At 62.4% G+C, this 25157-nt stretch carries 26 protein-coding genes and 1 pseudogene; 10 read left to right on the top strand and 17 right to left on the bottom strand.

Going from position 1 to position 25157, the window contains the following annotated elements; translation table 11 throughout:
* A pseudogene (locus EOA16_RS33380) lies at positions 1–137 on the top strand (peptidase); the annotation flags it as partial.
* Here the strand turns inward: EOA16_RS33380 and EOA16_RS27235 are convergent.
* The 5 genes from EOA16_RS27235 to EOA16_RS27250 form a co-directional block, all read right to left on the bottom strand.
* Positions 107–433 (bottom strand): hypothetical protein, encoded by a 327-nt coding sequence (locus EOA16_RS27235; protein ID WP_245456036.1) that lies wholly within the window; start codon positions 431–433, stop codon positions 107–109. The pseudogene EOA16_RS33380 and the gene EOA16_RS27235 sit on opposite strands and share 31 nt — an antisense overlap.
* Before the next feature lie 98 nt (positions 434–531).
* Positions 532–669, bottom strand: a complete 138-nt coding sequence (locus EOA16_RS32765; protein WP_164482279.1) for a hypothetical protein — start codon at positions 667–669, stop codon at positions 532–534.
* 38 nt (positions 670–707) lie between these two features.
* Positions 708–989, bottom strand: a complete 282-nt coding sequence (locus EOA16_RS27240) for a hypothetical protein (RefSeq protein WP_127260894.1) — start codon at positions 987–989, stop codon at positions 708–710.
* A complete protein-coding gene (locus tag EOA16_RS27245) occupies positions 986–1255 on the bottom strand; it encodes a hypothetical protein (RefSeq protein WP_127260895.1) in 270 nt (89 codons plus the stop codon). The genes EOA16_RS27240 and EOA16_RS27245 overlap by 4 nt, the downstream gene beginning before the upstream one ends.
* A gap of 144 nt (positions 1256–1399) precedes the next feature.
* Positions 1400–1609, bottom strand: a complete 210-nt coding sequence (locus tag EOA16_RS27250) for a cold-shock protein (protein WP_127260896.1) — start codon at positions 1607–1609, stop codon at positions 1400–1402.
* A gap of 624 nt (positions 1610–2233) precedes the next feature.
* On the opposite strand from EOA16_RS27250, the gene EOA16_RS27260 reads away from it, so the two are divergent.
* Entirely contained in the window at positions 2234–3850 is a 1617-nt protein-coding gene (locus EOA16_RS27260; RefSeq protein WP_245456037.1) for a sulfotransferase, read from the top strand.
* Between the two features lie 134 nt (positions 3851–3984).
* On the opposite strand, the gene EOA16_RS27265 is transcribed toward EOA16_RS27260, so the two are convergent.
* Positions 3985–4338: a DUF1428 domain-containing protein gene (locus tag EOA16_RS27265; protein ID WP_127260899.1), complete on the bottom strand. Its 354-nt coding sequence runs from the start codon at positions 4336–4338 to the stop codon at positions 3985–3987.
* Positions 4339–4412: 74 nt separating this feature from the next.
* Positions 4413–4841 (bottom strand): glyoxalase/bleomycin resistance/extradiol dioxygenase family protein, encoded by a 429-nt coding sequence (locus EOA16_RS27270; RefSeq protein WP_127260900.1) that lies wholly within the window; start codon positions 4839–4841, stop codon positions 4413–4415.
* A gap of 236 nt (positions 4842–5077) precedes the next feature.
* Here EOA16_RS27270 and EOA16_RS27275 point away from each other — a divergent pair, with 236 nt between their 5' ends.
* Positions 5078–5692 carry a glutathione S-transferase gene (locus tag EOA16_RS27275; protein WP_127260901.1) on the top strand — a complete coding sequence of 205 codons (615 nt, stop codon included), beginning with the start codon at positions 5078–5080 and terminating at the stop codon, positions 5690–5692.
* Positions 5693–5748: 56 nt separating this feature from the next.
* On the opposite strand, the gene EOA16_RS32770 is transcribed toward EOA16_RS27275, so the two are convergent.
* From EOA16_RS32770 to EOA16_RS27305, 7 genes are all read right to left on the bottom strand, one after another.
* A complete protein-coding gene (locus EOA16_RS32770; protein WP_164754406.1) occupies positions 5749–5922 on the bottom strand; it encodes a hypothetical protein in 174 nt (57 codons plus the stop codon).
* Between the two features lie 143 nt (positions 5923–6065).
* Positions 6066–6365 (bottom strand): HigA family addiction module antitoxin, encoded by a 300-nt coding sequence (locus EOA16_RS27280; protein WP_127260902.1) that lies wholly within the window; start codon positions 6363–6365, stop codon positions 6066–6068.
* Between the two features lie 11 nt (positions 6366–6376).
* Positions 6377–6658 carry a type II toxin-antitoxin system RelE/ParE family toxin gene (locus tag EOA16_RS27285; RefSeq protein ID WP_127260903.1) on the bottom strand — a complete coding sequence of 94 codons (282 nt, stop codon included), beginning with the start codon at positions 6656–6658 and terminating at the stop codon, positions 6377–6379.
* A 125-nt stretch (positions 6659–6783) separates the two neighbouring features.
* Positions 6784–8310, bottom strand: a complete 1527-nt coding sequence (locus EOA16_RS27290; RefSeq protein ID WP_127260904.1) for an ABC-F family ATP-binding cassette domain-containing protein — start codon at positions 8308–8310, stop codon at positions 6784–6786.
* 335 nt (positions 8311–8645) lie between these two features.
* Positions 8646–11732 (bottom strand): excinuclease ABC subunit UvrB, encoded by a 3087-nt coding sequence (gene uvrB / locus EOA16_RS27295; protein ID WP_127260905.1) that lies wholly within the window; start codon positions 11730–11732, stop codon positions 8646–8648.
* 128 nt (positions 11733–11860) lie between these two features.
* Positions 11861–13465: a tlde1 domain-containing protein gene (locus EOA16_RS27300; protein ID WP_127260906.1), complete on the bottom strand. Its 1605-nt coding sequence runs from the start codon at positions 13463–13465 to the stop codon at positions 11861–11863.
* Between the two features lie 432 nt (positions 13466–13897).
* Positions 13898–15163, bottom strand: coding sequence for a hypothetical protein (locus EOA16_RS27305; protein WP_127260907.1), 1266 nt, complete (start codon positions 15161–15163; stop codon positions 13898–13900).
* 107 nt (positions 15164–15270) lie between these two features.
* Between EOA16_RS27305 and EOA16_RS27310 the strand changes: the two genes are divergently transcribed.
* The 6 genes from EOA16_RS27310 to EOA16_RS27335 all read left to right on the top strand — a co-directional run bounded on the left by EOA16_RS27310 (position 15271) and on the right by EOA16_RS27335 (position 21121).
* The gene (locus EOA16_RS27310) at positions 15271–16329 is read left to right on the top strand and encodes a CapA family protein (protein WP_127260908.1); all 1059 of its coding nucleotides are present in this window, start codon (positions 15271–15273) and stop codon (positions 16327–16329) included.
* Positions 16330–16412: 83 nt separating this feature from the next.
* Positions 16413–17363, top strand: a complete 951-nt coding sequence (locus EOA16_RS27315; protein WP_245456038.1) for a hypothetical protein — start codon at positions 16413–16415, stop codon at positions 17361–17363.
* 385 nt (positions 17364–17748) lie between these two features.
* Positions 17749–17991, top strand: a complete 243-nt coding sequence (locus EOA16_RS27320; protein ID WP_127260910.1) for a DUF1344 domain-containing protein — start codon at positions 17749–17751, stop codon at positions 17989–17991.
* 233 nt (positions 17992–18224) lie between these two features.
* Complete coding sequence (locus EOA16_RS27325) at positions 18225–19847, top strand: FAD-binding oxidoreductase (protein ID WP_127260911.1); 1623 nt, start codon at positions 18225–18227, stop codon at positions 19845–19847.
* A 15-nt stretch (positions 19848–19862) separates the two neighbouring features.
* Entirely contained in the window at positions 19863–20495 is a 633-nt protein-coding gene (locus EOA16_RS27330) for a hypothetical protein (protein ID WP_127260912.1), read from the top strand.
* A 95-nt stretch (positions 20496–20590) separates the two neighbouring features.
* The gene (locus EOA16_RS27335; RefSeq protein ID WP_127260913.1) at positions 20591–21121 is read left to right on the top strand and encodes a dihydrofolate reductase family protein; all 531 of its coding nucleotides are present in this window, start codon (positions 20591–20593) and stop codon (positions 21119–21121) included.
* Positions 21122–21154: 33 nt separating this feature from the next.
* Here EOA16_RS27335 and EOA16_RS27340 read toward each other — a convergent pair whose 3' ends face one another.
* From EOA16_RS27340 to EOA16_RS27350, 3 genes are all read right to left on the bottom strand, one after another.
* A complete protein-coding gene (locus EOA16_RS27340) occupies positions 21155–21676 on the bottom strand; it encodes a hypothetical protein (RefSeq protein ID WP_127260914.1) in 522 nt (173 codons plus the stop codon).
* Between the two features lie 218 nt (positions 21677–21894).
* The gene (locus EOA16_RS27345; RefSeq protein ID WP_127260915.1) at positions 21895–23025 is read right to left on the bottom strand and encodes a hypothetical protein; all 1131 of its coding nucleotides are present in this window, start codon (positions 23023–23025) and stop codon (positions 21895–21897) included.
* Positions 23026–23031: 6 nt separating this feature from the next.
* Positions 23032–23466 (bottom strand): hypothetical protein, encoded by a 435-nt coding sequence (locus EOA16_RS27350; RefSeq protein ID WP_127260916.1) that lies wholly within the window; start codon positions 23464–23466, stop codon positions 23032–23034.
* A gap of 739 nt (positions 23467–24205) precedes the next feature.
* Between EOA16_RS27350 and EOA16_RS27355 the strand changes: the two genes are divergently transcribed.
* Positions 24206–25144 carry a diacylglycerol kinase family protein gene (locus tag EOA16_RS27355; protein WP_127260984.1) on the top strand — a complete coding sequence of 313 codons (939 nt, stop codon included), beginning with the start codon at positions 24206–24208 and terminating at the stop codon, positions 25142–25144.
* Positions 25145–25157 lie beyond the last annotated feature (13 nt).

Here is a 25157-nt window from a genome sequence, read left to right on the forward strand (position 1 = left end):
GCGGTGAAGAGCAGACGTTCTGCACCCGCGAATATGCGCCGGTGTGCGCTCGTCGGCATGGCGAGATGCGCACCTTCCCCAATTCCTGCGAAGCCCGCGCCGCGGACTATCGCGTCGTTGGCGACGGGCCGTGCTGAGGGGCAGAGCGATATCCGCAGGACATGATCAGATCGGCAAAGGCAGCGCGTGAGGATTGAAGCTCGCGCTGCCGGTCATGGTGCCGGATACGCCCCGTCGGCCGGGCCGGCGTAAAGCTCGCTGCCGGTGTCGTCACAAATGCGCAGGCGATCGGGATTTGCGGCATGGCCAGCGTGTGGAACAGTGCCGTGGTACCCTGCAGCGCGGCGCGCAAATTCGGCGCTTCCAGCGACACCTTGTCGAGCGTGGCTTCGTCGGTGTCGCGCGACCGGTAGAACTCGATGACGAAATTCAAGCGCGCCTCCGTGGCAGAGCATTGCGCGGGCCTGTTCTGTCAATTCGCCGCCTCATACAGGGACGACCGAGAGGGCGCACGAGGCGCCCTCCAGTTTGTCAGCCCTTCGACTTCGGCTTCAGGCTGCTCTCCGCCTGCTTGACCGACGAGCCGAACGGGGAGGCGGGCTTGGCCACGACCTTGTCCTTCTTCGGCTTGCGCGTCTCGCGATTGCTTCGCTGTTGACCTTTGGACATGTCGTGCTCCTGCTTTAGTGTTGGCTTGGCGGTGGGGCTCAGATGAGCGGGTTGCTGGCAACAACCGGGTTGTCGGTAACAACCGGATCTGCCGGTTCGAGATTGTCTTCGGTGGTGACCCGCTCATAGGTCTCCTGCTCACTGCGGATGCGGTATTGCGGCGAACCATCCTTGACCGGCAGCCTGCTCTTGATCTGGAACAGTTCGGCGGTCTTCTGGACGAGGCCGGTGCGGCTCTTCATGCGCACGGTCTGACCGATCGCAAACTGATGCGCGGGCGTGTCGGTGCGCGGGCGCGCATTCTGCTGGAAACGGATCATGCTGCATTCTCCCTGTCGCGCTTCAGCGCTGTTTCGAGTTCGAGGTGATCGATGGCGACAAGCTGGCTGGTGGGCGGGTTTTTCGCTGCCCTTGCCGGCAGATGGATGAAAGTGGCGACGCGGCGCCAGGCAAGCCGCGACATGCCCTCGATCAGTTCTTCGTCGTGGTCGATGTCGTAGTCGCCGGCCGGCAGCTGCCCTTCCAGTCCGCCGAGCACGAAAGGTGCCGCGAAATGCGCGATGGAGTGGGTGGTGCGGTCCGGCATTGTCCTACCTGTGCAAAGCAGCGGTCCTGAAAACAAAAAAGCGGGGACGAGCCCCGCTTTCCTATTTCCGGCAGTCGCTGGAAATAAGCCGCTTTCGAGAGGTGCCAGTACATCCGTGGTCAGCGTTCATCGAATTCGGCCGGATCAGATCAATTGCAAATTGGCGGCCGACTCGCGGCCCTTGGTGTCACGCTCCAACTCGAACTGCAGCTTCTGGCCTTCGGCGAGGCTGGGGAAGCCGGCGCGCTCCAGTGCGCTGACATGGACGAAAACGTCCTTGCCGCCATCGGTCGGCTGAATGAAGCCGAAGCCCTTCTGGCCATTGTGGCGGGTCGAGAACCTCTGACGCCGCAAGATGCCAATTCTGGCCCAAAGCGATCTTGTACAGATAGGCCTTTGTCGCAATTTAATCAAGGCGTTTTAAAATAAAATTGGACCGCACTCAAAAAATTGCGCGCTGTAATTATTAGAAAGATGATGATACAAATCCATACAATTCAGAAAATTGTTTGAAACTTTGCGGGAACAATTCTCCCAGTATCTTAAATTTTATTTTAAATTCAAGAATAAGATCTCGTGATTTCCGTAATGACGCCAACAGGAACCCCCGTAACGGTCAACCCGATCGCAAAACCGCTAATGGCAAAGCCGACCGATATCCAGTCGCCCCGGCTGACCGTCAGGAGTGACGAGGCGGTAAAGCGAAGGATCGCCGACACCGATGGAACGGTCCGGCGTGCCAGGCACGTTGCCGAGACCAATCGCCTGATTTGATCTTTCCGCACCGACGAAAGGACGAGACAGCAAGCGAAGCCTTGAACCTGCGGCCCCGATGGCCTAGATCGCCACAGGCGGATAAAACACGGCAGGTTTCCCATCAACAGAGATCAGAGACGAGCGGCGGGTGCGGGAGCCAGGTCTGGCGCGGGCGGACAGCCGCCGCTGGGCCTCGACCAGTATGTGCAGCAGGCGTTGCAATTGCATCAGGCCGGGCGCCGGCAAGAGGCTGAGACGATCTACCGGCAGGTGCTGGCGCGTCAGCCCAGGCACGCGGCCGCGGCGCATTTCCTGGGACTGCTGCTGCACCAGACCGGGCGCAGCGAAGAAGGGCTGGATCTCATCGAACTGTCGGTGAGCCTGCAGCCGACGAATCCCGATTTCCTCAACAATTTCGGTACGGTGATGCGCGACCTCGGCCGCCCTGCTGCGGCCATCGATTTCTTTCGCGGCGCGGTGGATCTGCGGCCGGACCAGCTCGCGGCGCGCGACAATCTCGGCTCATCGCTGAAACAGGTCGGTCAGTTCGAAGAGGCCGAAGAGATTTATCGCGGCACGGTTGCACGCAATCCATTTCATGTGCGCGCCCGTATTGGGCTTGCCGAAACCCTGCAGGAAGCCGGGCGGCTGGATGAGGCGCTGGCTGCCTTCCGCGAAGCGCTGACGATCCGGCCCAAGGATGCCGACCTGTTGCACGGGCTCGGCGTCGGGTTGATGGAAAAGGGCAAGCTCGACGAGGCGGCCGACCTGTTCCGGCAGGCGTTGGCGATCAACCCCGCCATGGCCACAGCCTGGCTGATGCTGACGCAGGTCAAGCGCCAGAAGGAGCGCGACAGCGAGCTTGGGGGCATGGAAGCCCAGCATGCCAAGGCGCCGCAGGATAGCCTGGCACGCATGCAGCTGTCCTTCGGACTCGGCAAGGCGAATGACGATCTCAGGGATTATGGCCGGGCTTTCGACTATTTCGCCGAAGGCAATGCGATCCGCCGCAAAGGCATCGACTACGACCAGGCCAGGACGCGGGCCGAGTTCGAGGCAATGAAGGCCACCTTCGATGCCGGCTTCTTCGAGAAGCACAGGCCCAGCTCGATCAGCGACGACACGCCGATCTTCGTCGTCGGCATGCCGCGTTCGGGCACGACGCTGGTCGAGCAGATCATTGCCAGCCATCCGCAGGTCTATGGCGCAGGCGAGCTCAGCATCTTGAAGAAGGCGGTCGGCAGGCAGTTCCCGGCGACCATGCCGGGTGGCTTCCCATGGGGCGTATCGGATACGAGCGATTCGGATTTTGCCGAGGCAGGCCAAGCCTATCTCGACATGCTGCATGCCCGCTATCCGAACATGCGCCACGTCACCGACAAAATGCCGGGCAACTTCCTGCTTGTCGGCTTCATCCACATGATGATGCCGAAGGCCAGGATCATCCACTGCGCGCGCGATGCGGCGGCCACCTGCCTGTCGATCTACAAGGTGCATTTCCGCGGTGACAGCCATCGCTATGGCTACGATCTCGGCGAGCTCGCCGACTTCCACAATCTCTACACCGACATCATGAAGCATTGGCACACGGTGCTGCCGGGCGTCGTGCACGATGTACGCTACGAGGATTTTGTCGCCGACCAGGAAGGTCAGACGCGGGCCCTGATCGCCCATCTCGGCCTGCCCTGGGACGACGCGGCTCTATCGTTCCACGAGACCGACCGGCCAGTGCGCACGGCGTCGGCCGCACAGGTGCGCCAGCCGATGTATCAGGGGTCGGTCGATCTCTGGAAGCGCTATGGAGACCGGCTCAAGCCGCTGCTGGACAGGCTGGATTAGCGCAACGCTATCTAGCTGATCGTGGCCTCAGAGATTGGCCTAAGCACCCGCGTCGTCATCCTAGGGTCTTTGCGACGGAGCTTCGCCCTAGGATGACGAAGCTGAGAGGCTTCTGCTAATCTGCTACCGGCTGCTCAAAGCTCCATGAATGGCTTAAAGCCGCCGAAGATCATGCGCTTCATATCGAACGGCATGGCCCCCCAATCGGGCGTCAAGCGCGGGTCGGCCATCACCTTGGCCATGACGGCATCGCGGCTCTCACGCGATTCGTAGACGGCCCAGGAGAAGACGACGATCTCGTCGTCCTTGGCCTGCACCGCGCGCGGGAACGAAGTGACCTCGCCATAAGGCACGTCGTCGCCGATACATTCGACATAGGCGAGCGCGCCGTGTTCCATCCATATAGGGCCTGCGAGGTTGGCCAGCCTCTTGTAATCATCGAGATTTGCCTTGGGAACGGCAAGCACGAAGCCATCGACATAGGACATTTCGGGTTTCCTCCTGAAGTTCAAAGGACCTCACCGGCGCCAACAGGTGAGGGGCTTGGGCCATTGGCGGCAGATCAGGCTTTCTTCACCGGCGCGTTCATCGCCCACTCGACGCCGAACGGGTCGCGCATATTGCCCCACTGGTCACCCCAGAACATGATTTGGAGCGGCACGGCGACTTCGCAGCCGGCATCGACGGCGCGCTTCCACCAGGCATCGATGTCGTCGCTGCCGAGGTGAAGCTGCATGGTGTAGCCCTGCGGCTTGACGGCGGGCATGCCGTTTTCGGGATAGAAATCGGAGAGCATCAGCGTCGAGCCGTTGATGTGGAGGTGGATGTGCATGGTGCGGCCTTTTTCGTCCGCCGGATAGGCAAAGACCTGCTCGGCACCAAAGGCCTTCTTGTAGAATTCGGCAGCCTTGAAGGCGCCATCCAGCTGCAGATAGGGGGTCAATCCGCCGAGCACTTTGGCCGCGGGCTGAACGGGGGTCTGATCAGTCATTTGTTGTTCCTCTTTGCGTTTGGCCTTGCGAGCCATAGGACGGATGAGGTGACGGCCATCCTACATGGCCGAGGAGATTTTTTTGGCCCACCGGCGCTGGATAGGCCACGCGGCCGGCAGCTGAACGAGGCGCGAAACGAACTTGCGTCGGCCGCCCCCAATCAGAGCGCAATTCTCGCTGCTCGCAGGCTAGAAGAGATGGATCACCCGAACGCCTCTTCAACTCCGGGACGACAATGATCCTCTACTATCAGACCCATTCGCCCTTCGCGCGCAAGGCGCTCGTCTTCGCCCATGAGGTTGGCATTGCCGATCGGCTGGAGGTCATTCATCACGAGACCAGTCCGACCTTGCGCAATGCTCGCGTCTACGCCGAAAATCCGCTTGGCAAAGTGCCGGTGCTGGTGCGGCCCGACGCGTCGCCGATCTTCGATTCCGATGTCATCTGCGCCTATCTCGACACGCTGCATGACGGTCGCAAGCTGCTGCCGCAGGACGGCGAGGCGCGCTGGCAGGCATTGCGGCTGCAGGCGGTCGCCCAGGGCCTGGCGCAGACAGGCATAGCCTTGCGCTGGGAGGCAGAAAGGAGACCCGAACAGCTGCGTTTCAGTGCTCTCGCCGACGGATGCCGGGAAAAGATCGAGGCGACCTACGACTGGATCGAAAGCACGCTGGACGACGAGGCGCCGCTCCATATCGGCCACATTGCCTTGGCCACCACGCTGTCCTGGATGGCGTTTCGTCACCTTCCGCCTTTTCGCTCACGGGCGCGGCTGACGCGCTGGTTCGAGGCTTTCGAAAAACGCGTATCGATGCAGGCGACGCCGCTTTCAGGCGATACACGTGACTGACTGGCGGTCGCCAGGTGGCGGCCGGCATTGATGGCCTGGTACCCCGGCTGCATGGGTCAGGGAGCCCTGCGGATCCGTGGGCCATTTTGCGCGTCGGTCACGATTTCCGGCCAGCCGATGTCCTTGCGCAATTCGATCGGCAGCGAAAGCAGAGCGCGTTCGCTGCGATGGCGGGCGCGAGCTTGCATGTAGCGGGTGGTTATGCGGCCTATGGATGACAGGGTGAACATGATGCTTTGTCCTCGGTTGAAGCCGGCATCATCGTGTCGGCATCCCAAGGACGTGGCAGATTCAGCCGATCCGACAGACCGCTGAAAATTTTGTCGCAGCCACTACAGGCGGCTCGATGCGGACTGCTGTGGAGCAGCTTGTATCAAGCAGCGGTTTCCAATCGCCCGATCGTTTCAAGGTCGGCTTTCTTGGCCTCTCCCTCCACGGCAAGGTCGTAGCTCGCCTGCATGTTCATCCAGAACTGCGGCGTGGTTCCGAAAAATTTCGCAAGGCGTAGTGCTGTGTCGGGCGTCACCGGTGTCGTCTCGCTGGCGAGGCGCTCGATGCGTGTGCGCGGCACATGCAGCTTTTTGGCCAGTGTGTAAGGCTTTAGATTGAGCGGAACGAGATACTCCTCGCGGAGGATTTCTCCGGGATGAATCGGTGGTTTGATGTTCAGCATTTTGAACCTCTTCAATGATAGTCGGTGATTTCAACATCCTCCGCTTGCCCTTCCACCCACCGAAAGCAGACGCGGAATTGATCGTTGATGCGGATCGAATGCTGACCGACACGGTTGCCTTTCAGCGGCTCAAGCCTGTTGCCGGGAGGTGTCTTCAGATCCGACAGTTCGGCGGCGTTGTCGATCATGAACAGCTTCCGTTGAGCTGGGCGGACAAGGTCAGATGGGAAGCCCTTCGGAGCCTTGCCGTTCGAAACGGCTTCGCTGGTCTTGTCTTTGAACGAGCGTATCATCTGCCGATCCGACTAGCGTACCATCGTATGATACGTTTCGGAAGTCAAGAAGACGTCTCATAAAATGATACGAAACTCCGGCCTGCCCTCGACAGGCCGGAGCCTTATAGGCACAGCATTCTTGCTTAGCCAGCCTCCTCGGCCACCGAGCGGAAGAAATCCTCCGGGCCTTCGACTTCGGTGAGCTTCCGCTTCTCTATCAGCCAGAAGCGGTTGCCGATGGCGCGGATGAAGGAGCGATCGTGCGAGGCGAGAACGCAGCTTGCCTGATGCGCCAGCAGTTCCGCTTCCAGCGCTTCCTGACCGTCGATGTCGAGATGGTTGGTCGGCTCGTCCAGCAGATAGAAGTTGGGATTGGCGAGCCGGAGCGCCAGCATCATCAGCCGCGCCTTCTGGCCGCCGGACAGCACGCCGATCTTCTTCTCCTGCATCTCGATGACCACACCGGCGCCAGCGAGCAGCGAGCGGGCGCGCTGCTCGCTGACATCGTAACGGCGTGAGATCAGCGCCAACGGCGTGTCATTGCCGCTGATGCCCGACAGCGCCTGGTCGCTGTAGCCGAGCACGGTCGAAGGCGTCACCTTCACATTCTGCACCGTGTCCGGTTCGATGATGGCATTGCGGATCAGGGTGACGAAGCGCGACTTGCCGACGCCGTTGCGGCCGAGCAGGACGATGCGGTCGCCCTGGCGGATATGGCGCTTGCCGGTTCGAAACAGCAGCGTGCCGTCGGGCGTTTCGACAGCCGCGTCGTCGAGCGTGATCAGCACCTTGGCGTGGGTGCCGCGGTTGGCCAGTTTTATGGCTCCCGCCGACTTCTCGCGATGCGCCGGGTTCGCCGCTTCCTCCAGTTTTTCGGCCCGCTGGGTGAGTTGCTTGGTCTTGACCGTCAGCAGATCGCTGCCTGAATTGATGCCGATGTTGTTGAGCTTGGCCGCCTGCCGGCGCAATTGCTGCGCCACCTTCATGTCGCGCTGGAACTTGCGCTCCGTCGAAGCATCGACGTCGTCGAGCGCCTGCCTGGCGCGGGAGTAGGGGAGCGCAAACACCGGCGACTGCTCCGGGCGCAGGAACAGCGTCCGGTTGGTGGTGGCGTCGAGGAAGGCGCGGTCGTGGCTGGCGATGACGACGGGCACCTCGCGCGGCAGCGTGTTCAGCCAGGTTTCGAGCTGGCTGATGCGGGCAAGGTCGAGATGGTTGGTCGGCTCGTCGAGCAGCAGCACGTCCGGATCGGTGACCCAGACGCGGGCGATCAGCGCCAGCCGCTGCCAGCCGCCGCTCAGCGCCTGCATTTGCCGCTCGCGCATCGGCCCCGGCACGTCGAGTGAATCGAGAACCACATCGACGCGCCACATCTCGCTGTCGGCCTGCTCGGCCGGCAAGGCATCAGCCACCACCTGGTGGAACGTATGGCTGAGAAGGGCCGGGGCGACGGATTGTTCGACGTGACCGACGCGCAGGCCGCGCGTGCGGGTGATGTCACCGGAGGTCGGTTCCATCTCGCCGGTCAGGCATTTCAGCAAGGTCGACTTGCCGCGGCCATTGGCGGCGACAATGCCGAGCCGGTCGCCGGTGCCGATGGTGAGGTCGAGATTGGCAAACAGCGGCGCACTCATGGTGACGCCGAGGGATTTGAGGCTGATCAGGGCCATTTTTGATTTCTCTGGTCTTGCCGGAGACAACTCCGGGTGCACTTTGACGGTGCGCGTGCTGGCCATCAGGCTCGGCGATGTGCACCACGAAGGGCAGACCAAAAAAATCGAAGCGGGAAAACCCGGACCGTCCCTGGTCAGCCCTGCAAGCTAGCTCGCAGGGCAGAAATCGGGCCACGCTGACGATGGTGACGAAAAAACGTAAACACGTGAGCCCTCCTTTCAAGACAAGACGTTGAGTGTGCGGAGTGGTTACACCAAAGGCTGGGGAGATGGCAAGTGGAGCGCTGACAGTGGAGTACCTCCCTTCTCCCACAAGGGGAGAAGGGAACGCTCTACTTCCCGGGCCGTCCCGTCTTGCCAGGCCGCCGCTTTTCGCGACGCGCATCGCTCGGATCCTCGTAGGAACCAATACCGGCACGCTCGCGCTTGACCGGCTTGTCGCCCTCGACCGGCTTTTCGGTCCGCCGCACGGTCATCTCATCAAGCGAGTTCTTCTTGAACAGCGGCTTGACCGGCTCGCCGGGAATGCCGAAATCGGAGCCATGTGCCTCTTCGGCCGACTGTTTCTTGAACAGCGAGCGCGACACCGCGCCGGCCGGCGTCGGCATGTCGGTGCCTGGGCCCATATCGTCAATCGAGGGTTTCGAAAACAGCGGCTTTTTCACCGGGACAGTGCCATCGGCGCCCATCTCGTCAAGATCAGGCTTGCGGAAGAGGTTGGGCCGGGCAGCCCTGGCCGCCTCTTCGGCGGCACGGGCTGCGTCGAGCTTGCGAAAACGCTCCTGTTCCTCTGATGTACGATGTTTGGCCACGCCCTTGTTGTGCTTGCCCTTTTCGCGGCCGGAGGCCGGGCTTTCCATGTCGGCGTATTTGGCCAGCGGGTCTTCGGAGATGGACAGTTCCATCTCACGCAGGCGCTTGATCTCGTCGCGGATGCGGGCCGCCTTCTCGAAGTCGAGATTGGCCGCGGCATCGCGCATCTGCTTTTCCATCGCGTCGAGATGGGCCTTGAGGTTGTTGCCCATCATGGCGCCGGCACTGTCGGTGAACTGCGAGATGTCGGCGCGGACGTGGTCCTTCTCGTAGACCGAATCCAGAATGTCGGAGATGCGCGACTTGACCGATTCCGGGGTGATGCCGTTGGCCTCGTTCCACTCCACCTGCTTTTCGCGGCGGCGGTTGGTTTCGGTCATCGCCCGTTCCATCGAGCCGGTCACCTGGTCGGCATAGAGGATGACCTTGCCGTCGACGTTTCTGGCGGCGCGGCCGATGGTCTGGATCAGCGAGGTTTCCGAGCGCAGAAAACCTTCCTTGTCAGCATCGAGAATGGCGACGAAGCCGCATTCGGGAATGTCGAGGCCTTCGCGCAGAAGATTGATCCCGACCAGCACGTCGAAGGCGCCGAGGCGCAAATCGCGGAGGATCTCGATGCGCTCCAGCGTGTCGATGTCGGAGTGCATGTAGCGGACCCGGATGCCTTGCTCGTGCAGATACTCGGTCAGGTCCTCGGCCATACGTTTGGTCAACACCGTGACCAGCGTGCGGTAGCCGGCCTTGGTGGTGTCGCGGATCTCGCCGACGACATCGTCGACCTGGTTCTTGGCCGGCCGCACTTCGACCGGCGGGTCGATCAGGCCGGTCGGACGGATGACCTGCTCGGCGAAGACGCCGCCGGCCTGTTCCATCTCCCAGGCGCCAGGGGTCGCCGAGACCGCGACCGAAAGCGGACGCATGGCATCCCATTCTTCGAAGCGCAACGGCCGGTTGTCCATGCAGGACGGCAGACGGAAGCCGTATTCGGCCAGCGTCGCCTTGCGGCGAAAGTCGCCTCGATACATGCCGCCGATCTGCGGCACGGTGACATGGCTTTCGTCGATGAACACCAGCGCGTTGTCGGGAATGTACTCAAACAGCGTCGGTGGCGGATCACCCGGCTGGCGGCCGGTGAGATAACGCGAATAGTTCTCGATGCCGGCGCAGGAGCCGGTGGCCTCCAGCATTTCGAGGTCGAAGCGGCAGCGCTGTTCCAGCCGCTGCGCTTCAAGCAGGCGGCCGGCGCGTTCGAGTTCGACCAGCCGGTGCTTGAGCTCTTCCTTGATCGACTTGATCGCCTGGTTCAGCGTCGGTCGCGGCGTCACATAGTGCGAATTGGCGTAGATCTTGACGCTTTTCAGCTCGCCGGTCTTCTGGCCGGTCAGCGGATCGAACTCGGTGATCTGCTCGATCTCGTCGCCGAACATCGAAATGCGCCAGGCGCGGTCTTCCAGGTGGGCGGGGAAGATCTCGATCGTGTCGCCGCGCACGCGAAACGAGCCGCGGACGAAGTTGATGTCCTGCCGCTTGTACTGCTGGGCGACGAGATCGGCGAGCAGCGCGCGCTGGTCGAGCCGGTCGCCGATCTGCATCTGAAAAGTCATCGCCGTGTAGGTTTCGACCGAGCCGATGCCGTAGATGCAGGACACCGAGGCGACGATGATGACGTCGTCGCGCTCGAGCAGCGAACGCGTCGCCGAGTGGCGCATGCGGTCGATCTGCTCGTTGATCGAGGATTCCTTCTCGATGAAGGTGTCGGTGCGCGGGACGTAGGCTTCCGGCTGGTAATAGTCGTAATAGGAGACGAAATACTCGACAGCGTTTTCCGGAAAGAATTTCTTGAACTCGGAATAGAGCTGCGCGGCAAGCGTCTTGTTCGGCGCCAGGATCAAGGCAGGGCGCTGCGTCTCCTCGATCACCTTGGCCATGGTAAAGGTTTTTCCGGAGCCGGTGACGCCGAGCAGCACCTGGGTGCGGTCGTTGTTGTCGACGCCTTCGACCAGATCCTTGATGGCGGTCGGCTGATCGCCGGCCGGCTCGAAATCCGACACCATCTTGATGGCAATGCCGCCTTCGGATTTTTCGGGGCGGGCAGGGCGGTGCGGTGTCCACAGCACGCCGTCCTTGTGCAGCGGATTGCCGGATTCGATCAGCGCCGACAGTGCCGCCACCGTCGCGGTGACGCTGCCCGAAGCCATGGTCTCGGCGTCTTCCAGCGAGATGTCGAGGCCGGCGACCGGATTGAGGCCGGCGGCGGTGCGCTCCCTGGCTGACGCCGCGCCACCCATCGAGGTGCCGCGCGAACTGCGGCCCGGCGAGCTTGAGCGCTCGGGTATCTTCTTCGACGGCTTCGGCGATTTGCCACCGTCGCCCTTGCCGACAAGACGTCCTTCGTTTTCGGCTTCCTGCTCGATCTGCTCGGCCCAATCCGCGATCGAACCGGTCAGCGGCGTGCCAGAGAGCTCCGGCTGGGGCATCTCGGCGAAGCCGCCTTTGTGCAGCGGCTCCGAAGCGTCCAGGAAATCGGTCAGCGGGCTGCGCCGCTTCGGCGCGGCGCGGTCGTCATTCGCCGTCGGCGGCGTTTTCTGATCGGGAGATTTGGCCATGTCCCGAATATGGGATTTCCTGGCCAAAATGGAAAGAGCGCGGTGGGGAGAGGCGTGCCGGACAGCGCTGCTCCTGACAGCAGGCTGTCAGGAGCAGGCGGGAAGGTACGCCCGAAGGCCTCTTGTCGCTACACGCCCCTGGCGGCTGATGCGACCTGCGTCGCCGACCCGTTCAGGCGCGGCACCACGACGAGGCGTTTGATCTTGCCCTTCTTGAAGGCGGCGAGGAAACGCGCATAGTCCTTGAAGGCGACGCAGCCGCTCGACTGGGCGTAGCGGCCCCGAAGCAGGTAGGTATGGGCCAGAAAGCCGTCGCGATTGTATTTGTTGCGGCCATCGACCGGTGTCAGGCGCAAGGCCTCCACACCGTGAAAGCGCGACTCGCGCAGCGACAGATTATAAGTGTTGGGCGGTGTCGGTCCGCGATTCTTCTGGTCGGCATAACGCGGCTGGTCAGCCATGGCGCCAACGCCTGAATGCGCCTCGAGCCTCGAGCCGTCAGGCATGTAGACGGTCGCGCTGCTGATGTCGTACACGGCGACGCCATTGCCGGCGCCGCTCCTGGCGCCTGGCGAGTTGAACAGGTTCCTGAACGCCTTGCCAAGGCCGCCCGAAGGCGTGTCGGGCTTGGCATAGGCCAAAACGTCACCGCCATCGGCCGGCCGGCCTTGCCGCGTCGGTTTTGCCGGCTGGGCCTGCTGGACCGTCTCGCGCGCCGGCTTCGGCTGCTGAACGGATTTGGGCTGCTGAACGGACTTAGGCTCCTGCTGGACGATTTTGGGCTGCGGCGCGTCGAATTGCGGGCGGCGGGTCGGCAACGGCACGTCGTCGGTCAGCGCGTCCGGCAGCGAGGCGGTATCGCCGGGTTGATCCTGCTGGGTTTCGACGGGTGAAACCGCGACATCGGCTGACGATTCCTCGATCGGCAGCGGTGAGGCGAACGCCTCGTCGTCGGCCGGCAGCGACTGCACCAGAGCAAGCGCCAACTGCGAATTGTCTGGCGTATCGGATTGGGCAAAACCCATCGGCTGCGGTGCGGTCTGCACGGCCGCCGAGCCGGTATCCAGCCGGGCGAAACGTTCGGCCGCCGGCGCCGGCATGTCATCTGACAGGCTGGCCATGACCTGGACGGATGGCACCAGCGACGCCTCGGCAATTCGCGGTGCGACGGTGGGGATCATCGGGTGAGTGTTGGCACTGGCGGCAGGCTTTCCGGCGTCGGCAAAGGCTGCGGCCAGCTTCATCGGCGAAAGCGACGCTTCCATGCGTTCGAAGCGCTCCTGCGCCTTCGACTTCACAGGGGCAGGCATCGGCTTTACCTGCGCTACAAGGCGCTCGGATTTTTCCGCCTGCGAGCTTACCCTGGCCAGCTTGAAACAGCTGGCACCGCACTGCACCGAATGATCATGCAGGGCCTGAGCGCCGCCATTGGCATTGGCCAGCACGAAGGGTGCTTTCAAGAAGTGCTGTTTCAGCGGATCGGTAAGTGCGAGCGATCCCGGCACGGACAGCGTCTGGGGCAGGCCAACCGAAGTCGCCGACAGCGAGGCGCCGACGGAACTGAGGCCGACCATGGTGCCGATCAGCCAAAGGCCGATGGCGGTGCTGGCGCAGGGCAGCGCGACCCAGCGGATCACCCGGCCAGCATTGAAGGAAGAGGAACGCCGAGCATCGACCAACTCGCCGCCCTCACGCAGTTCCCGGATTTTTTTTTGTGTACTCAACAACGCCATGCAACCAATCTCGCTTCAATCGGTTTCCCCGTACGTGGCCTTGAAAGCCGCGACGACCATTCTGTGAGTGATCCCAGGTGGTCCCCGACGCGTTTGCCGCGTCTGTAGTTGGTTGCCGATTGCTTCAAAATATGGACAAAGTTGGTTAATCAATCCCTCTCAAAACCAACGACGAGACATGAATTTGGGCCAAATCAGGCTTCGTTCACGGTCAGGAAAGTGGTGTTGTCGCCCTTCCGACGTCGTTTTGCTGCCCGTTTTTAACGGCCGAGTCAAGCAAAACAGCCATTGCTAATTTCTACGCGGCGCCTTCCCGCGGCATATTCAGCGAACCGCTGCCGGCAGAACTGCCTAAAAAGGCGCGCGTTTCCGGTAAAATTGTTGCCTGCCGTGCTGCGATTCTCGGGGAAGGCGGTCTCAAACAGCCCACCCTCAATTGAACCAAAGCGCAAACGTCAAAAACCCGCCGCCGCCGAACTGGCGCTGGATCTGGTCGAACTCGTCGCTGGTCGCGAGCTCGCCGCTTTCGAGGTAGGGCGCGATGGCCGGGCCGGTGATCGACAGCACGAGATCGAAGTTTTTCGGGTCATCGAAGAAGCGCTTCATGTTGATGCCTAAGCCAGTGCTGGCGGTGATGCGGAAATGCGGCAGCAGTTTGCGGCCTTCCAGGAGATCCTCGGCCATGGTCAGGGCGGCGAGCCAAGCCTGGACCTGCTCCTCGCCGACTTCGAGGCCGGTGAGCGGGTTCTCGCCCTTCTGCTGCGGTCCAGGCAGCCATTCGCGGTCATTGTCGGTCTCGGCGCGGATCGCCTTCCAGTCCTCGCGTGACAGCTGGATCATTTCCAGCAGGTGGCGGCGCGCTGCTTGCCGGCGCTCCGGCTCGACCACCGGCCAGTTGATGAGATGCACCATCGAGATGAAATCGGCGATGCGCCATTCCGAGGAGAAGATGCTCGAGCCCATCTCGCCGGCCGGCGGCACCAGAATATCCTGCAGCGGCAATTTGGCGCGCGGGAACAGCATGTGGAAGGAACCGTCGAAGGTGCCCCTGAAATCATGTGCCAGCCAGAAATCGGCCTGCGCCATCAGGAATTCGGCATAGCCCTGCAGCCAGTAGCCGTCAGCGCGGTCGAAACGGAAGGTGAGCGTGGGGACGGCGTCGTCCGATGTAATGCCGCCGCGTGACAACGCGGCGATGATCGCCGCCATGCTCTCGTCCGGCGCGATGGTGCCGTCCTCGTTGAGGTCGATGCCGGTATGGGTGAGGTCGATGACCATGCCGATATCGGCGTCTGCCGGCACCGACGCAAACGTGGCGGCGGATTTTTCCAGCCGGTCGCGGAAGCCGACCAGGATGGCGCGGAACTGCTCATAGGTCAGCGGCTCGGGGTTGGGATTGTCAGGCACCGGCAGCCGCATCAGCGGCAGCATGAAGGATTGCGGGCTCTCGAAGCCATGGCGGTGCAGGCCGCTGGCCAGGATCTCCAATGCGGTGAAGAACTCGCCGGCGCCGGCGGCATAGGCTGATGCCGGGTCTTTTGGCGCTGCGGCCTCCAGCGTCGACAGGGCGCTGTCGCGCGCGGCCACGGTCTTAGCCTCGAACAGAGCGGATGCCGCTTCCGGCATTGCCGCCGAAGTGGATGACAGCGGCACAATCAGCATGAAAGCGGATGTCAGCAGGCCTGCCAGTCGTCTCATCTCTTCCCCCCAATATTTGTCGCACAGAGCAAATATACACCATTTGCAGCGCCGCGCTTCAACCCGCCCCGAGGACGGTCTACACAGGGCAAACAATTGGGCATCGCGTGTCGAATTATCCGTTTTCCTACAAGCTGTCCTGGCTGCCGCGTTTCCTGAAGCCGTCGCTCGTCGGCGACGCACGAGACTTTGCGCCGATGGCGGGAACGCTGATGGATCCGCCGCCGAAGCGGACAGTGCGGCTTGCCTTTGTCGGCGACATCTCGGCAGTGGCCAACCGCAGCGCGCCGGACTGCGCCCCGGCGATCAAGGCGCTGCTCGGCGCTGCCGATCTGGTGATCGGCAATTGCGAAAGCCCTGTTGTGGACAGACCAAGCGCGGCGCTGGGCACAAGGCTCGGTACGCATCATGCCATGAGCGAGCCGTTTCTGGCCGAGGCGCTGGCGGCGGTCGGTATCGCGCGCGAAAAGCTCGTGCTGTCGCTGGCCAACAACCATATGCTGGATCAGGGCATCGCCGGTTTCGACGAGACAATCGCGGCGCTGCTGCGGCTCGGCATCCGCATGATCGGCCTGGCCGCCGATGGTCCTGTGGTGCCGGCCCAGGTTGGACCGCTTGATATCGGCTTCGCCGCCTTCACGCTGTGGCGCAACGCCGATGAAAAACTGTTTGCCGGGCGCGTTTCGATGGGCAGCGATCCGGCGGGCTGGCCGCGCCCTGGCTTGGACCTTCTCTGCGCCGTGCCGCATTGGGACTGGGAGTTCCGACATTTTCCGCGCGACGGGACGCGAGCACTGGCCAGGCGGCTGGCCGGGGAGGGCGTCGGGCTGATCGCCGGCCATCACGCCCATGTCGTTCAACCGGTGGAAAAGATCGACGGGACGATCGTCGCCTATGGGCTCGGCGATTTCCTCGGTACCGCCTTTGCCCGCCAGCCATGGCCGGGCCGCATCGGTTCTATCCTCATTGTCGATGTCAGTGCCGATACCGGTACGCGCGGCACGATCTCGTTTTACCGGATGCATCCCTTCATGCGCCTGCGCGCCGGCAACCACGAGCGGCTGGTGTTGGTGGAGGCATTGGAGGGCCGAATGCGAGACAAGGTCGAAGGGCGACTGAAAGCGGTCTTCCCTTCTCCACCAACCGATGAAGAGGTCCCCGCTTAAACGTCTGGCGACCCTTGCAAAACCAACTATCATGCTGCCGCAGAGGCAGGTTGCGGGGGGTAGCGGTGGAAACAGCGGATTTCATGCCGAGCGAAACGGTCATCGCCGGCATCCGGAAAGACATCGAGGCCTATGAAGCGGCAAGAGCGTCGGCGGTCCGGCAGGTGCGCTGGCGGGTGCCGGTGTTCGTCGGCCTGGTGCTGGTGGCCGTGGTGCTGGTCGCCTGGCTGTTCAACAAGGTTGCCGACCCCAACGAGCAATGGGTCTCTACGCCGCATGTATTTCTCTATGTGATCGGCTTCGCGGCGTCGATCCTGCTCTATTTCCAAGCCAGGAAACCGGCGACGCGGCTGCAGCAATCGTTCCGCGAGACGCTGCTGCCGATCATATTCGGCTTCATCGCCGACATGCGCTACCAGCATGGCGTGACGCCGAATTCCTTCGACCGGTTGCCGCGCACGGCGGTTGGTCCGTTCAACCGGCAGGCGTTCGACGACATCGTCGCAGGCCGCTACGAAGGGTTTCCGTTCGAGCTGTACGAGGCGCATCTGCGGGAAGGCTCGGGCAAGGGCTCGTCGACCGCCTTCCAGGGCGTCATCGTCGCTTTCGAGACCATCGCGCCGTTTCCCGGCATATTGGTGGCGACGCGGCGGACCAACGCGGTGATCAGCTTCTTTCGCGGCATGTTCGCCAACAAGCTGCAAGAGCTATCCAGCGGCGATGCGTTGCTGGATGCCGCCTACGAGTTCCGCACCGACAATCTCGGAGCGGCACAGCCACTGGTGAGCGGCCGGCTGGCGCAGGCACTGAAATGGCTTGGCGAAACCTGGCCGGACGATCCGGCCCGTGTCGCGCTCAATGGCAGCGATGGGTTCCTGCTGTTGCCGCAGACGAAGAACTTCTTCGAGCTGCCGGATATTTCGGTGCCGCTAGACTACACCAGGCATGTCGCGCCGATGATATCAGACATGGGCGCGATGTTGGCGACGGCGGCACTTGTGCGCAAGGTTGGGGCAAAGGACGAGGCGGGCTGAGCCGTCAGCCGTCGAAGCCGTATTTGTCGTTCCTATAGTCCGCCTCTGACTCATGAAACAAAACTTGTATCGACGATCGGTCAGTAGGCTGTTTCGTGATGCCGCCCGAGATGGATTGCAGCGGCCGCGTGGCAATCCAAAGCCGCCGTCACAATCGGCTAAGCGACTCTTTTGGCGGACAGAAGTGCGCTCGTGGGAGCCGAAGCGGCTTGAAATGATGTCGGTAGTAAGCAATATGTCGGAATTAAGCCTATGATATTGTTTGCGAAAATTCACCCAACGTGATTTGCGGAGGAGAGCTTTCCGTTCCAGTTTCAGGCCGTCCGGTGCTGTCGTTTCCCAAGGCGGCGGTCCGGAAAAGTGAAACAGCACGGAGTGCTTACCAATGAAGAAGACCCTCGCAACCACCGCCGCTCTGCTCGCCTTTCTCGGCACGGCCTATGCCGCGACCGTTCAGGGCACCATCCAGGCCGTGGACCCGACGACCAAGTCGATCACCCTCGACGACGGCAAGATCTACCAGCTGTCGCCGGAAGCGACGGTCGGGAAACTGAAGGTCGGCGCCAAGGTGGCGGTGACGGTCGATGACAAGACCGGCATCGTGACGTCGATCAAGAAGGCTTCGTAGGGCGAGAGCATCGAGCGTCGGCAGGCCTGCCGACCGGATTTTTCAAACCCTGTTCCACTCATGGCCGGTCCCTCCGGGGATCGGCCATTTTCATCCGTCGCCTCTCGATGCCGGGCGACCTGGACAAGGTCTCCCTGCTGGACCCCAGAGCCGGCCGGCGGAACGCTGTCCGGCGGCATCGCTATGGTTTTTGCCAAAAAGCCGCGCTATCCCTTGGCCAACGGGGGATATTCATGGCCGACGAACGAAAAGGGTTTCGCCTGTCGCGGCGATTGCTGCTGGGTGCGGCTGTCGTCGGCGGCGCGGTGCTGTGGGGCGGCACCACCGTGGCGCGGCTGGCGCGCGGGCCCTTGGGACCAAAGAACGCCGGACGGATTGCCGATATCGACGGCATCGCGCTGCCGTTGAAGCCGCTGGACAATGCGCCGGCCTTCGATGCATCGCTGCCCTGGTCGGCAAAAGGCGGCGACATCAACGATGCCAGCGGCCTGTCGAAGACGCCGGTCTACGGCGTGGTCGAGGTCAGCGAGGAAGAGCACATCGACAATGCGCTGGCCTTCGCGCGTGCAAATGGCGTGAAAGTCTCGCTGGCCGCCATTCGCCATTCGATGGGCGGGCATGCCTTCGACGACAACGCGCTGGTGCTCGACCTCAGAAAGTTCAACAAGGTCACCGTGGATGCGGCGGCGAAGACCATGACCTTGCAGCCGGGCGCGCGCTGGCACGACATCCAGAACCTTCTGCATCCGCACTTCGCGGTGAAGGCGATGCAATCGACCGACATCTTCTCGGTCGGCGGCTCGCTGTCGGTCAACGCGCACGGTATGGACCATCAGGCGGGTTCGGTGGCGGGCTCGATCCGCTCGATGCGGGTGATGCTGGCCGACGGTTCGGTGACGACCTGCTCGCCAACCGAAAACACCGATCTGTTCCGGCACGTTGTCGGCGGTTACGGCCTGTTCGGCGTGGTGCTGGAGGCGACGCTCGATATCGTCGACAACGCCGTCTACCGCACCTCGCGCGAAATCATCAGATCGGACGATTTTCCGAAGTTCTTCGCCGAGGTGCTGGAGCCGAACAAGGATATCGGCCTGTTCTACGGCCATCTGTCGACGGCGCCGGGCAATTTCCTCGAAGACATGATCGTCTACCGTTACGACAAGGTGGCGGAGCAGCCGCCGGCTGATCAGCCAGCGATTGGTGAGCCGGGATCGGTCGGATTGAAGCGGGTGATCATCAACCTGGCGAAATGGGGCAGCCTGTTCCAGGAACTGAAGTGGTTCACCGAAAAGACGCTGGAGCCGAAATTCGAAAGCTGCACGGTGGCGCGCACCTCGGCCATGGCCGAGGGCGAGGCCTGTCTCGTCACCCGCAACAACCCGATGCACGATTCGGTGCCCTATCTCTTCAACGATCAGATGGAAGAGACCGACATCCTGCACGAATATTTCATTCCACGTGCCGCCTATGTCGAATTCATCGCGGAAGCGCGCGAGATCCTGCGCAACCAGACGCTGCCGGTGCTCAACGCCTCGGTGCGCATCGTCCACAAGGAGGATGTGGCGCTGACCTACGCGCCGGAGCCGGCCTATTCGCTGGTGCTCTACATCAACCAGCCGACCGATGCCGACGGCAATGCCAGGATGCGGGCGCTGACGCGGGCGCTGATCGACGTGACGATCAAGCATGGCGGCCGCTTCTTCCTGCCTTACCAGCTGCATTATACGGCCAAGGAGTTGCTGGCCTCCTATCCCGAACTGCCGGCCTTCCTGGCGGCGAAGCGGCAGTATGACCCTACGGAACTGTTTTCCTCGACCTTCTACCGTGCCATCAAGGCGCTGAGCGGGGTGGCGTAGACGTTAGGAGACTTCATGCGCAAGGTATCAGCCGCGGCACTCATCCTCATCGGGCTGTGCGCTGGTCCTGCGGGAGCCGAGGATCTCAAGGCCTTCAAGCTGACCATCGACGGTGTGACGGTCGATATCGATCCCGGCGAGAGCGCTGACGTGACGTTGCCCGGCGGCAAGCAGAGCACGGTGACGCTCGAGCGCAACGACTTCGCTACCTTTTCCGGCAGCGTTTTTTCCTTCGTTCACCCCAGCAGCATTTCGGTGACCAAGACCGATCTCGGCGATGATATCACGCAGTATCTGATGGCGTCGGCTCTCGGCACGATCGTCGTCGTGCAGGAATATGGCACGATGAATCCGGTGTCGCTCAACCAGTTGATGCTGCAGGAGATGACCAAGGAATCGGTGCAGGCCGGCGCCAAGCTGACGCAGGAGCCGACGACGCGCAAACTCGCCGACGGCAAGGAATTGACCGGCATCCGCGCCGAGGTGAAGACACGCACCGACACCGCCGATTTCGAGATCGTCGGCTTCGGCCTGGCCGATCGGGGGCTGCTGTTCATCACCCGCGTTGCCGGCGAGGATGCAGCGACCGAAAAGCCGCTTATCGACAAGTTCTGGCAGAGCCTGAAAGTCAAGTTGCAGCGGGACTAGGGTCGTGTCCCGGTTTGGATTTCGGTTGGGTTCCACACTTTTGCGTAACGGCGGCTCAAGTTATTTAGACGATCCTGAATTGGAGGTCCTGCAGCATGGCGAAGCTCATTTTCAGAATGAACCAGTCACTCGACGGCTATGTCGACCACCAGAGAATGCCATCAGGCCCGACGATCTTTCGTCACTGGATAGAGCAAGTGCGCAATTTGAGCGGCAGTGTTTACGGTCGCGGCATGTACGAGGTCATGCGTTATTGGGACGAAGACAGTCCTGAGTGGAGCGCGGAGGCACACGAATTCGCGGCGGCGTGGCGGAGCCAACCGAAATGGGTTGTGTCGCGCTCGCTGAAGTCGGTCGGCCCCAACGCCACACTTGTCGGGGACGACGTCGAGGCGGTGATAGGTGGGTTGAAGGCTGAGCTCGTCGGGGAGATTTCAGTTTCTGGACCAAACCTGGCACGAAGCCTGACCGACCTTGGTCTTGTCGATGCGTACCAGCTCTACCTCCATCCGTTCGTGCTTGGTCATGGCAAGCCATTCTTCGCCGGCCCCCGGCCGCCGCTTCGCTTTGTGGCCAGCGATTTGATTGGCGACGACGTGATCAGGTTGACCTATGTGCCTGCCTGATCACGCGGTCGTCAAACCGAGACGCCAGCGGGCCTACAGCCCCTTTGGCATCAATCCGGCCAGCCAGTTTACGGAGCGCTTCGCAACGTCGGCGGTCGCCGAGGCGGCGCGGCCAAGATCGGTCTTGACCACGGCGTAGCCGTTTTTCGTGCGATAAAGCACACCGGTTCCGCCATCGACCACCTGTTCATAGGCGACGGGCCGGGCGGCATCGGCTTCCATGGCCGTCGTCGGCGAACCGACCGAGACGCTCGGCCGGTGGCTCAATTCCGGCGGCAGCGGGCTTTCGGTTCTGACGACCCGGCTGACGGGCTTCAATTCCGGGCGCGATGCGGTCGCGGCCAGTTGCGAGGAGGACGACGAACCCTTCGTGCGGCAAATGCCGGAGACGAGCGGATAGTTGAAATTGCGCTCGTGCAGCATCTGGCTTTTCATCGCGGCTTCGCACTCGGCGACGGTCGACCATTTGGCCGGCGTCTCGCCGATATATTCGCAAAGCTTGGCGTCGCAGTCGCAACCGACAATGGTCATGGCGACAAGGGCGGTCTTGATCACGGTCTGGTCCCTTCGAGATGCCCCCCGGCAGCCCATTCAGGTGCATGTCGTTGTCCCAAAACCGGTTTCCACCCTCGGGTCGAGCCCGTGGGCATGCTTTTGGGCGACGTGCAAATATTCTTTCGCGCGCGAACAAGGCGGGATTTGGCCGCGATTGTGGAATGCGCGTGGCGGAGCGCTCGAAATGCATAATCCTGGCCGGGCGTGGCCGAAAGGCCTCAGTAATCGTAGAGGTGTTCGAGCCTGGCGCCTGACTTGATCAGCGCCGGCAGGACGAGGTGCAGCTTGCGCACGGCGACGACCATGCCGGTGCGGCGCGTCGCGGGCTCTGCCGGCAGCGGATAGCTGAACAGGATGCGCATGCCTTCGGGGACGGCGATCGTGTCGGTGGAGAGCACGGTGGCCATGATTTCGTCATTGCCGCCGATTTCGACGAAAGAGACGCCCTTGTCGATCAGGCGCGGGATCATTTCGGTGAAGACCTGATAGCGCCTGGTGACGAAGATGGCCCCATCGGCGCCCATGTCGCGTTCGAGCAACGTGTCGGGCTCGTTGCGGGTGGCTTCTCCGACTGGCCCCTTGGCCCAGACATGGATGTCGAGCAAGGCAGGGTCCATCGTGGCGGCGAGGGCCTTTTTGATCAGGTCGGCATAGCCCTGCTTGATGGTGTCGGCGAGGCCGAACGCCAGCTTGCGTTCGCTGGTGCGGATCGAGCTGTCGCCCGGCGCCGGCTGCACCGCAAACAGGCCGGCGCGCTTTTCGGCATAGGGGAACTGATACCACGGCACCTGGTCGAGAAACCCTGCATAGTCCGCCGCCACCTTGGCCTGATAGATGTCGGCGGCGGTGCGCTTGCCTGCGGCGGCCTCGGTGATGCGGCCGACCGTGTTCTCATAGGCCCACTGCAGGATGTGCTCGATCGAGTGGCTGGTGCCGATGATGACCAGCATCTGGTGGTTGGCGTAGTTGAACTTGTAGGGAGAGCTGGCGCGGATCACCATGGCGTAGTCCTGCCAGAAGCGGCCGACATAGGACCAGTAGGGGAAGCCGCTCGGCTGGTCCTTGTCGACGAAGCCGGCATATTCGCGCGCGGCGTAGACGATCGCCCATTCCGGATAGGTGAGAAAGGTCGATTCCTCCGGCCGCTGGTAGCCTGGAATCTCGGCGCGGACCTTGTCGGCCAGTGCCTTGGGCGGGGCGCCGTCGGCAATGCCGGGCAACGGCGCCTTGTCGAGTGACGAGGTCGTCAGGAAGCCGTAGCTCAGCCCGGCGATCGGGATGAGGATGACGATGACGACCAGCCAGAGGATCGTCTTGATGATGCGCTTCAGCCAGCGGAACAGGAACATGCCCGATCAGGCCGTGGCGAAGTGGTCTTGTGCGCGCTTCGCCAGCCAGAAGCCGACATAGACGGCGAAGCCGCCAATGACGATGTGCGGCAGGTTGGCGAAGAAGCGAGCCGGGAATTCGATGTCGTTGAGAGAGCGGAAGCCGTTGATGAAGATGCCGGCATCGAGGCAGCCGGAACCGGTGATCAGCCCGAGCACGCCGTCGAACAGGTAGACCGAACCGAACAGCTTGAAATAGAACACCGCCTGGCGGTGCGAAATGAAGGCGGCGGCCAGTGCCCAGACGCCGGAGAAGGCGTGCAGCAGGTCGTCATACCATTGCAGAGAGAACAGGCCGAACAGATTGCCGTCGGCATCGTTGAATGCCGGTATATAGCCGATAGCGACGACGCTGAAAAACAGGAAAGCATAGGCAACGGCAAGCTTCTGGATGAGCGTCATGAAGTATCCCCCTTCTACGACCCCATTTGCAAACAGACTCTGACGACGCAGCGATACTAACCGATTTTAGCGCGTGGTGAAGCGGCGCTCGCAAGATCGCCGGCAAGGGGCATCGAGGGGAGAAAAGACAGTCGGCGCCGGGATTTCTCCCAGCGCCTCCCTGTCAGATCAGGACACGTTCGCGGCAGCAACTTCCGTAAAGTCGTCGCGCCTTGCCGGCCTTGATTTTGACGGTCCTGCCAGTCCGCCGCCCGAGAGCAGCGTCCGTTCGGGACCACGCCGGTCTCCACCCTTGCGAGCTTTGCCCTGCGCACCATCGAAGGTTTTTGCCGTCCTTCATGGCAGCATCGGTCCGCCGTCGGCGTTGGCACGCTTTCCGCGGCCCCGTAGGTCTCGGCTCCGTCCCTCGAAACAGGCAAGCCTGCTCTCGCTTCGGGCCGTACGGGCCTCAGGAAATCCGCCTTTCACTTCGCCTTTCGGCTTGATGATCGGTAGCCGCCTGAGATGGGTTTAACCTATGCCGGGTAAGGGTCCTGGGGAATGGCCTGAGGCCTGTGGATAGCGGGATTATCGGGGATCGTTTGCCCCAAACCTGGGAATTCGAGCGCCGGCTGCTTTAGACAGACCGCCCGCTTTTATGCGTACGAGCCGACAGCGCCCCTTGCTCCGCCGGTGGGCACGGGCTTCAATGCCGGCAAAGGATCGGACCTGCATGTCCGGCGCCGGGGAGGGCGGGTATTTGAAAGTCGGGGTGGTTCTCAATCCGATTGCCGGTGGCGGCCGGCTGAAACGGCATTGGCCTGATGTCGCCGCGTCGCTGAAGAAGCACTTCGGCGAATTCGAGCTGCGCGAGACGCAGGCCGAAGGTGATGCCGAAAGGCTGGCGATCGATCTTGCCGCGAGCGGTTTCGATCTGGTGATTGCGGCCGGCGGTGACGGCACTGCCAGCGAAGTGGCGGACGGCCTGCTGCAGGCATTCCAGGAGACTGGCCGGACCACCGAGCTCGGCCTCTTGCCGTGCGGCACCGGCATCGATTTCGCGCGCGGGCTCGGCCTGCCGAAAGAGGTGGACGCGACGCTGAAGCGGATCGCCGAGGCCAAGGCTCGCAAGGTCGATGCCGGGCGCATCTGCTACATCGACGATCACGGCGCGCTGGCCAGCCGGCACTTCGTCAACATCGCCAGTCTGGGGCTTTCCGGCGCCACCGACCGCGCCGTCAATGCCGACAAGCGCAAAGGCAGGATGTCGGCCAAGGCACTGTTCCTGTGGCGCACCGTGGTCGAGTTCATCCGCTACCGCTTCCAGGACGTCAGGATCACCGTCGACGACGGCCCGCCCGTCGAAGCGCGCATGGCGCTGGTGGCGGTGGCCAATGGAAAGTTCTTCGGCGGCGGCATGATGATCGCGCCAGACGCCGAACTCACCGACGGGCAGTTCGACATCGTCATCCTGCGCGCGGCCGGCAAGCTGAAGCTGATCTGGGATATACGGCTGCTCTATGGCGGCCGGCACCGCAACCACCCTGACATCACCATCCTGCGCGGCCGGAAAGTGGTGGTCGAACCGCTCGGCGATGTCGAAAAGAACGGCGCGCTGGTCGACATAGACGGCGAGTCGCCGGGACGCATACCGGCGACCTTCGAGATCCTGCGGGGTGCATTGACGCTCAGATACTGAATCAAGCCGTTGA

Source organism: Mesorhizobium sp. M7A.F.Ca.US.008.03.1.1 (assembly GCF_003997495.1).
Classification (GTDB): Bacteria; Pseudomonadota; Alphaproteobacteria; order Rhizobiales; family Rhizobiaceae; genus Mesorhizobium.

Excerpts from the sequence above, each read along its gene's own strand:
- EOA16_RS27290 (WP_127260904.1), bottom strand. The coding sequence starts at position 8,310 with ATGGCCCTGATCAGCCTCAAATCCCTCGGCGTCACCATGAGTGCGCCG.
- EOA16_RS27320 (WP_127260910.1), top strand. The coding sequence starts at position 17,749 with ATGAAGAAGACCCTCGCAACCACCGCCGCTCTGCTCGCCTTTCTCGGC.
- EOA16_RS32765 (WP_164482279.1), bottom strand. The coding sequence starts at position 669 with ATGTCCAAAGGTCAACAGCGAAGCAATCGCGAGACGCGCAAGCCGAAG.
- EOA16_RS27325 (WP_127260911.1), top strand. The coding sequence starts at position 18,225 with ATGGCCGACGAACGAAAAGGGTTTCGCCTGTCGCGGCGATTGCTGCTG.
- EOA16_RS27285 (WP_127260903.1), bottom strand. The coding sequence starts at position 6,658 with ATGATACGCTCGTTCAAAGACAAGACCAGCGAAGCCGTTTCGAACGGC.
- EOA16_RS27350 (WP_127260916.1), bottom strand. The coding sequence starts at position 23,466 with ATGACGCTCATCCAGAAGCTTGCCGTTGCCTATGCTTTCCTGTTTTTC.
- EOA16_RS27245 (WP_127260895.1), bottom strand. The coding sequence starts at position 1,255 with ATGCCGGACCGCACCACCCACTCCATCGCGCATTTCGCGGCACCTTTC.
- EOA16_RS27345 (WP_127260915.1), bottom strand. The coding sequence starts at position 23,025 with ATGTTCCTGTTCCGCTGGCTGAAGCGCATCATCAAGACGATCCTCTGG.
- EOA16_RS27335 (WP_127260913.1), top strand. The coding sequence starts at position 20,591 with ATGGCGAAGCTCATTTTCAGAATGAACCAGTCACTCGACGGCTATGTC.
- uvrB (WP_127260905.1), bottom strand. The coding sequence starts at position 11,732 with ATGGCCAAATCTCCCGATCAGAAAACGCCGCCGACGGCGAATGACGAC.
- EOA16_RS27275 (WP_127260901.1), top strand. The coding sequence starts at position 5,078 with ATGATCCTCTACTATCAGACCCATTCGCCCTTCGCGCGCAAGGCGCTC.
- EOA16_RS27330 (WP_127260912.1), top strand. The coding sequence starts at position 19,863 with ATGCGCAAGGTATCAGCCGCGGCACTCATCCTCATCGGGCTGTGCGCT.
- EOA16_RS27270 (WP_127260900.1), bottom strand. The coding sequence starts at position 4,841 with ATGACTGATCAGACCCCCGTTCAGCCCGCGGCCAAAGTGCTCGGCGGA.
- EOA16_RS27300 (WP_127260906.1), bottom strand. The coding sequence starts at position 13,465 with ATGGCGTTGTTGAGTACACAAAAAAAAATCCGGGAACTGCGTGAGGGC.
- EOA16_RS27280 (WP_127260902.1), bottom strand. The coding sequence starts at position 6,365 with ATGCTGAACATCAAACCACCGATTCATCCCGGAGAAATCCTCCGCGAG.
- EOA16_RS32770 (WP_164754406.1), bottom strand. The coding sequence starts at position 5,922 with ATGTTCACCCTGTCATCCATAGGCCGCATAACCACCCGCTACATGCAA.
- EOA16_RS27315 (WP_245456038.1), top strand. The coding sequence starts at position 16,413 with ATGCCGAGCGAAACGGTCATCGCCGGCATCCGGAAAGACATCGAGGCC.
- EOA16_RS27240 (WP_127260894.1), bottom strand. The coding sequence starts at position 989 with ATGATCCGTTTCCAGCAGAATGCGCGCCCGCGCACCGACACGCCCGCG.
- EOA16_RS27265 (WP_127260899.1), bottom strand. The coding sequence starts at position 4,338 with ATGTCCTATGTCGATGGCTTCGTGCTTGCCGTTCCCAAGGCAAATCTC.
- EOA16_RS27305 (WP_127260907.1), bottom strand. The coding sequence starts at position 15,163 with ATGAGACGACTGGCAGGCCTGCTGACATCCGCTTTCATGCTGATTGTG.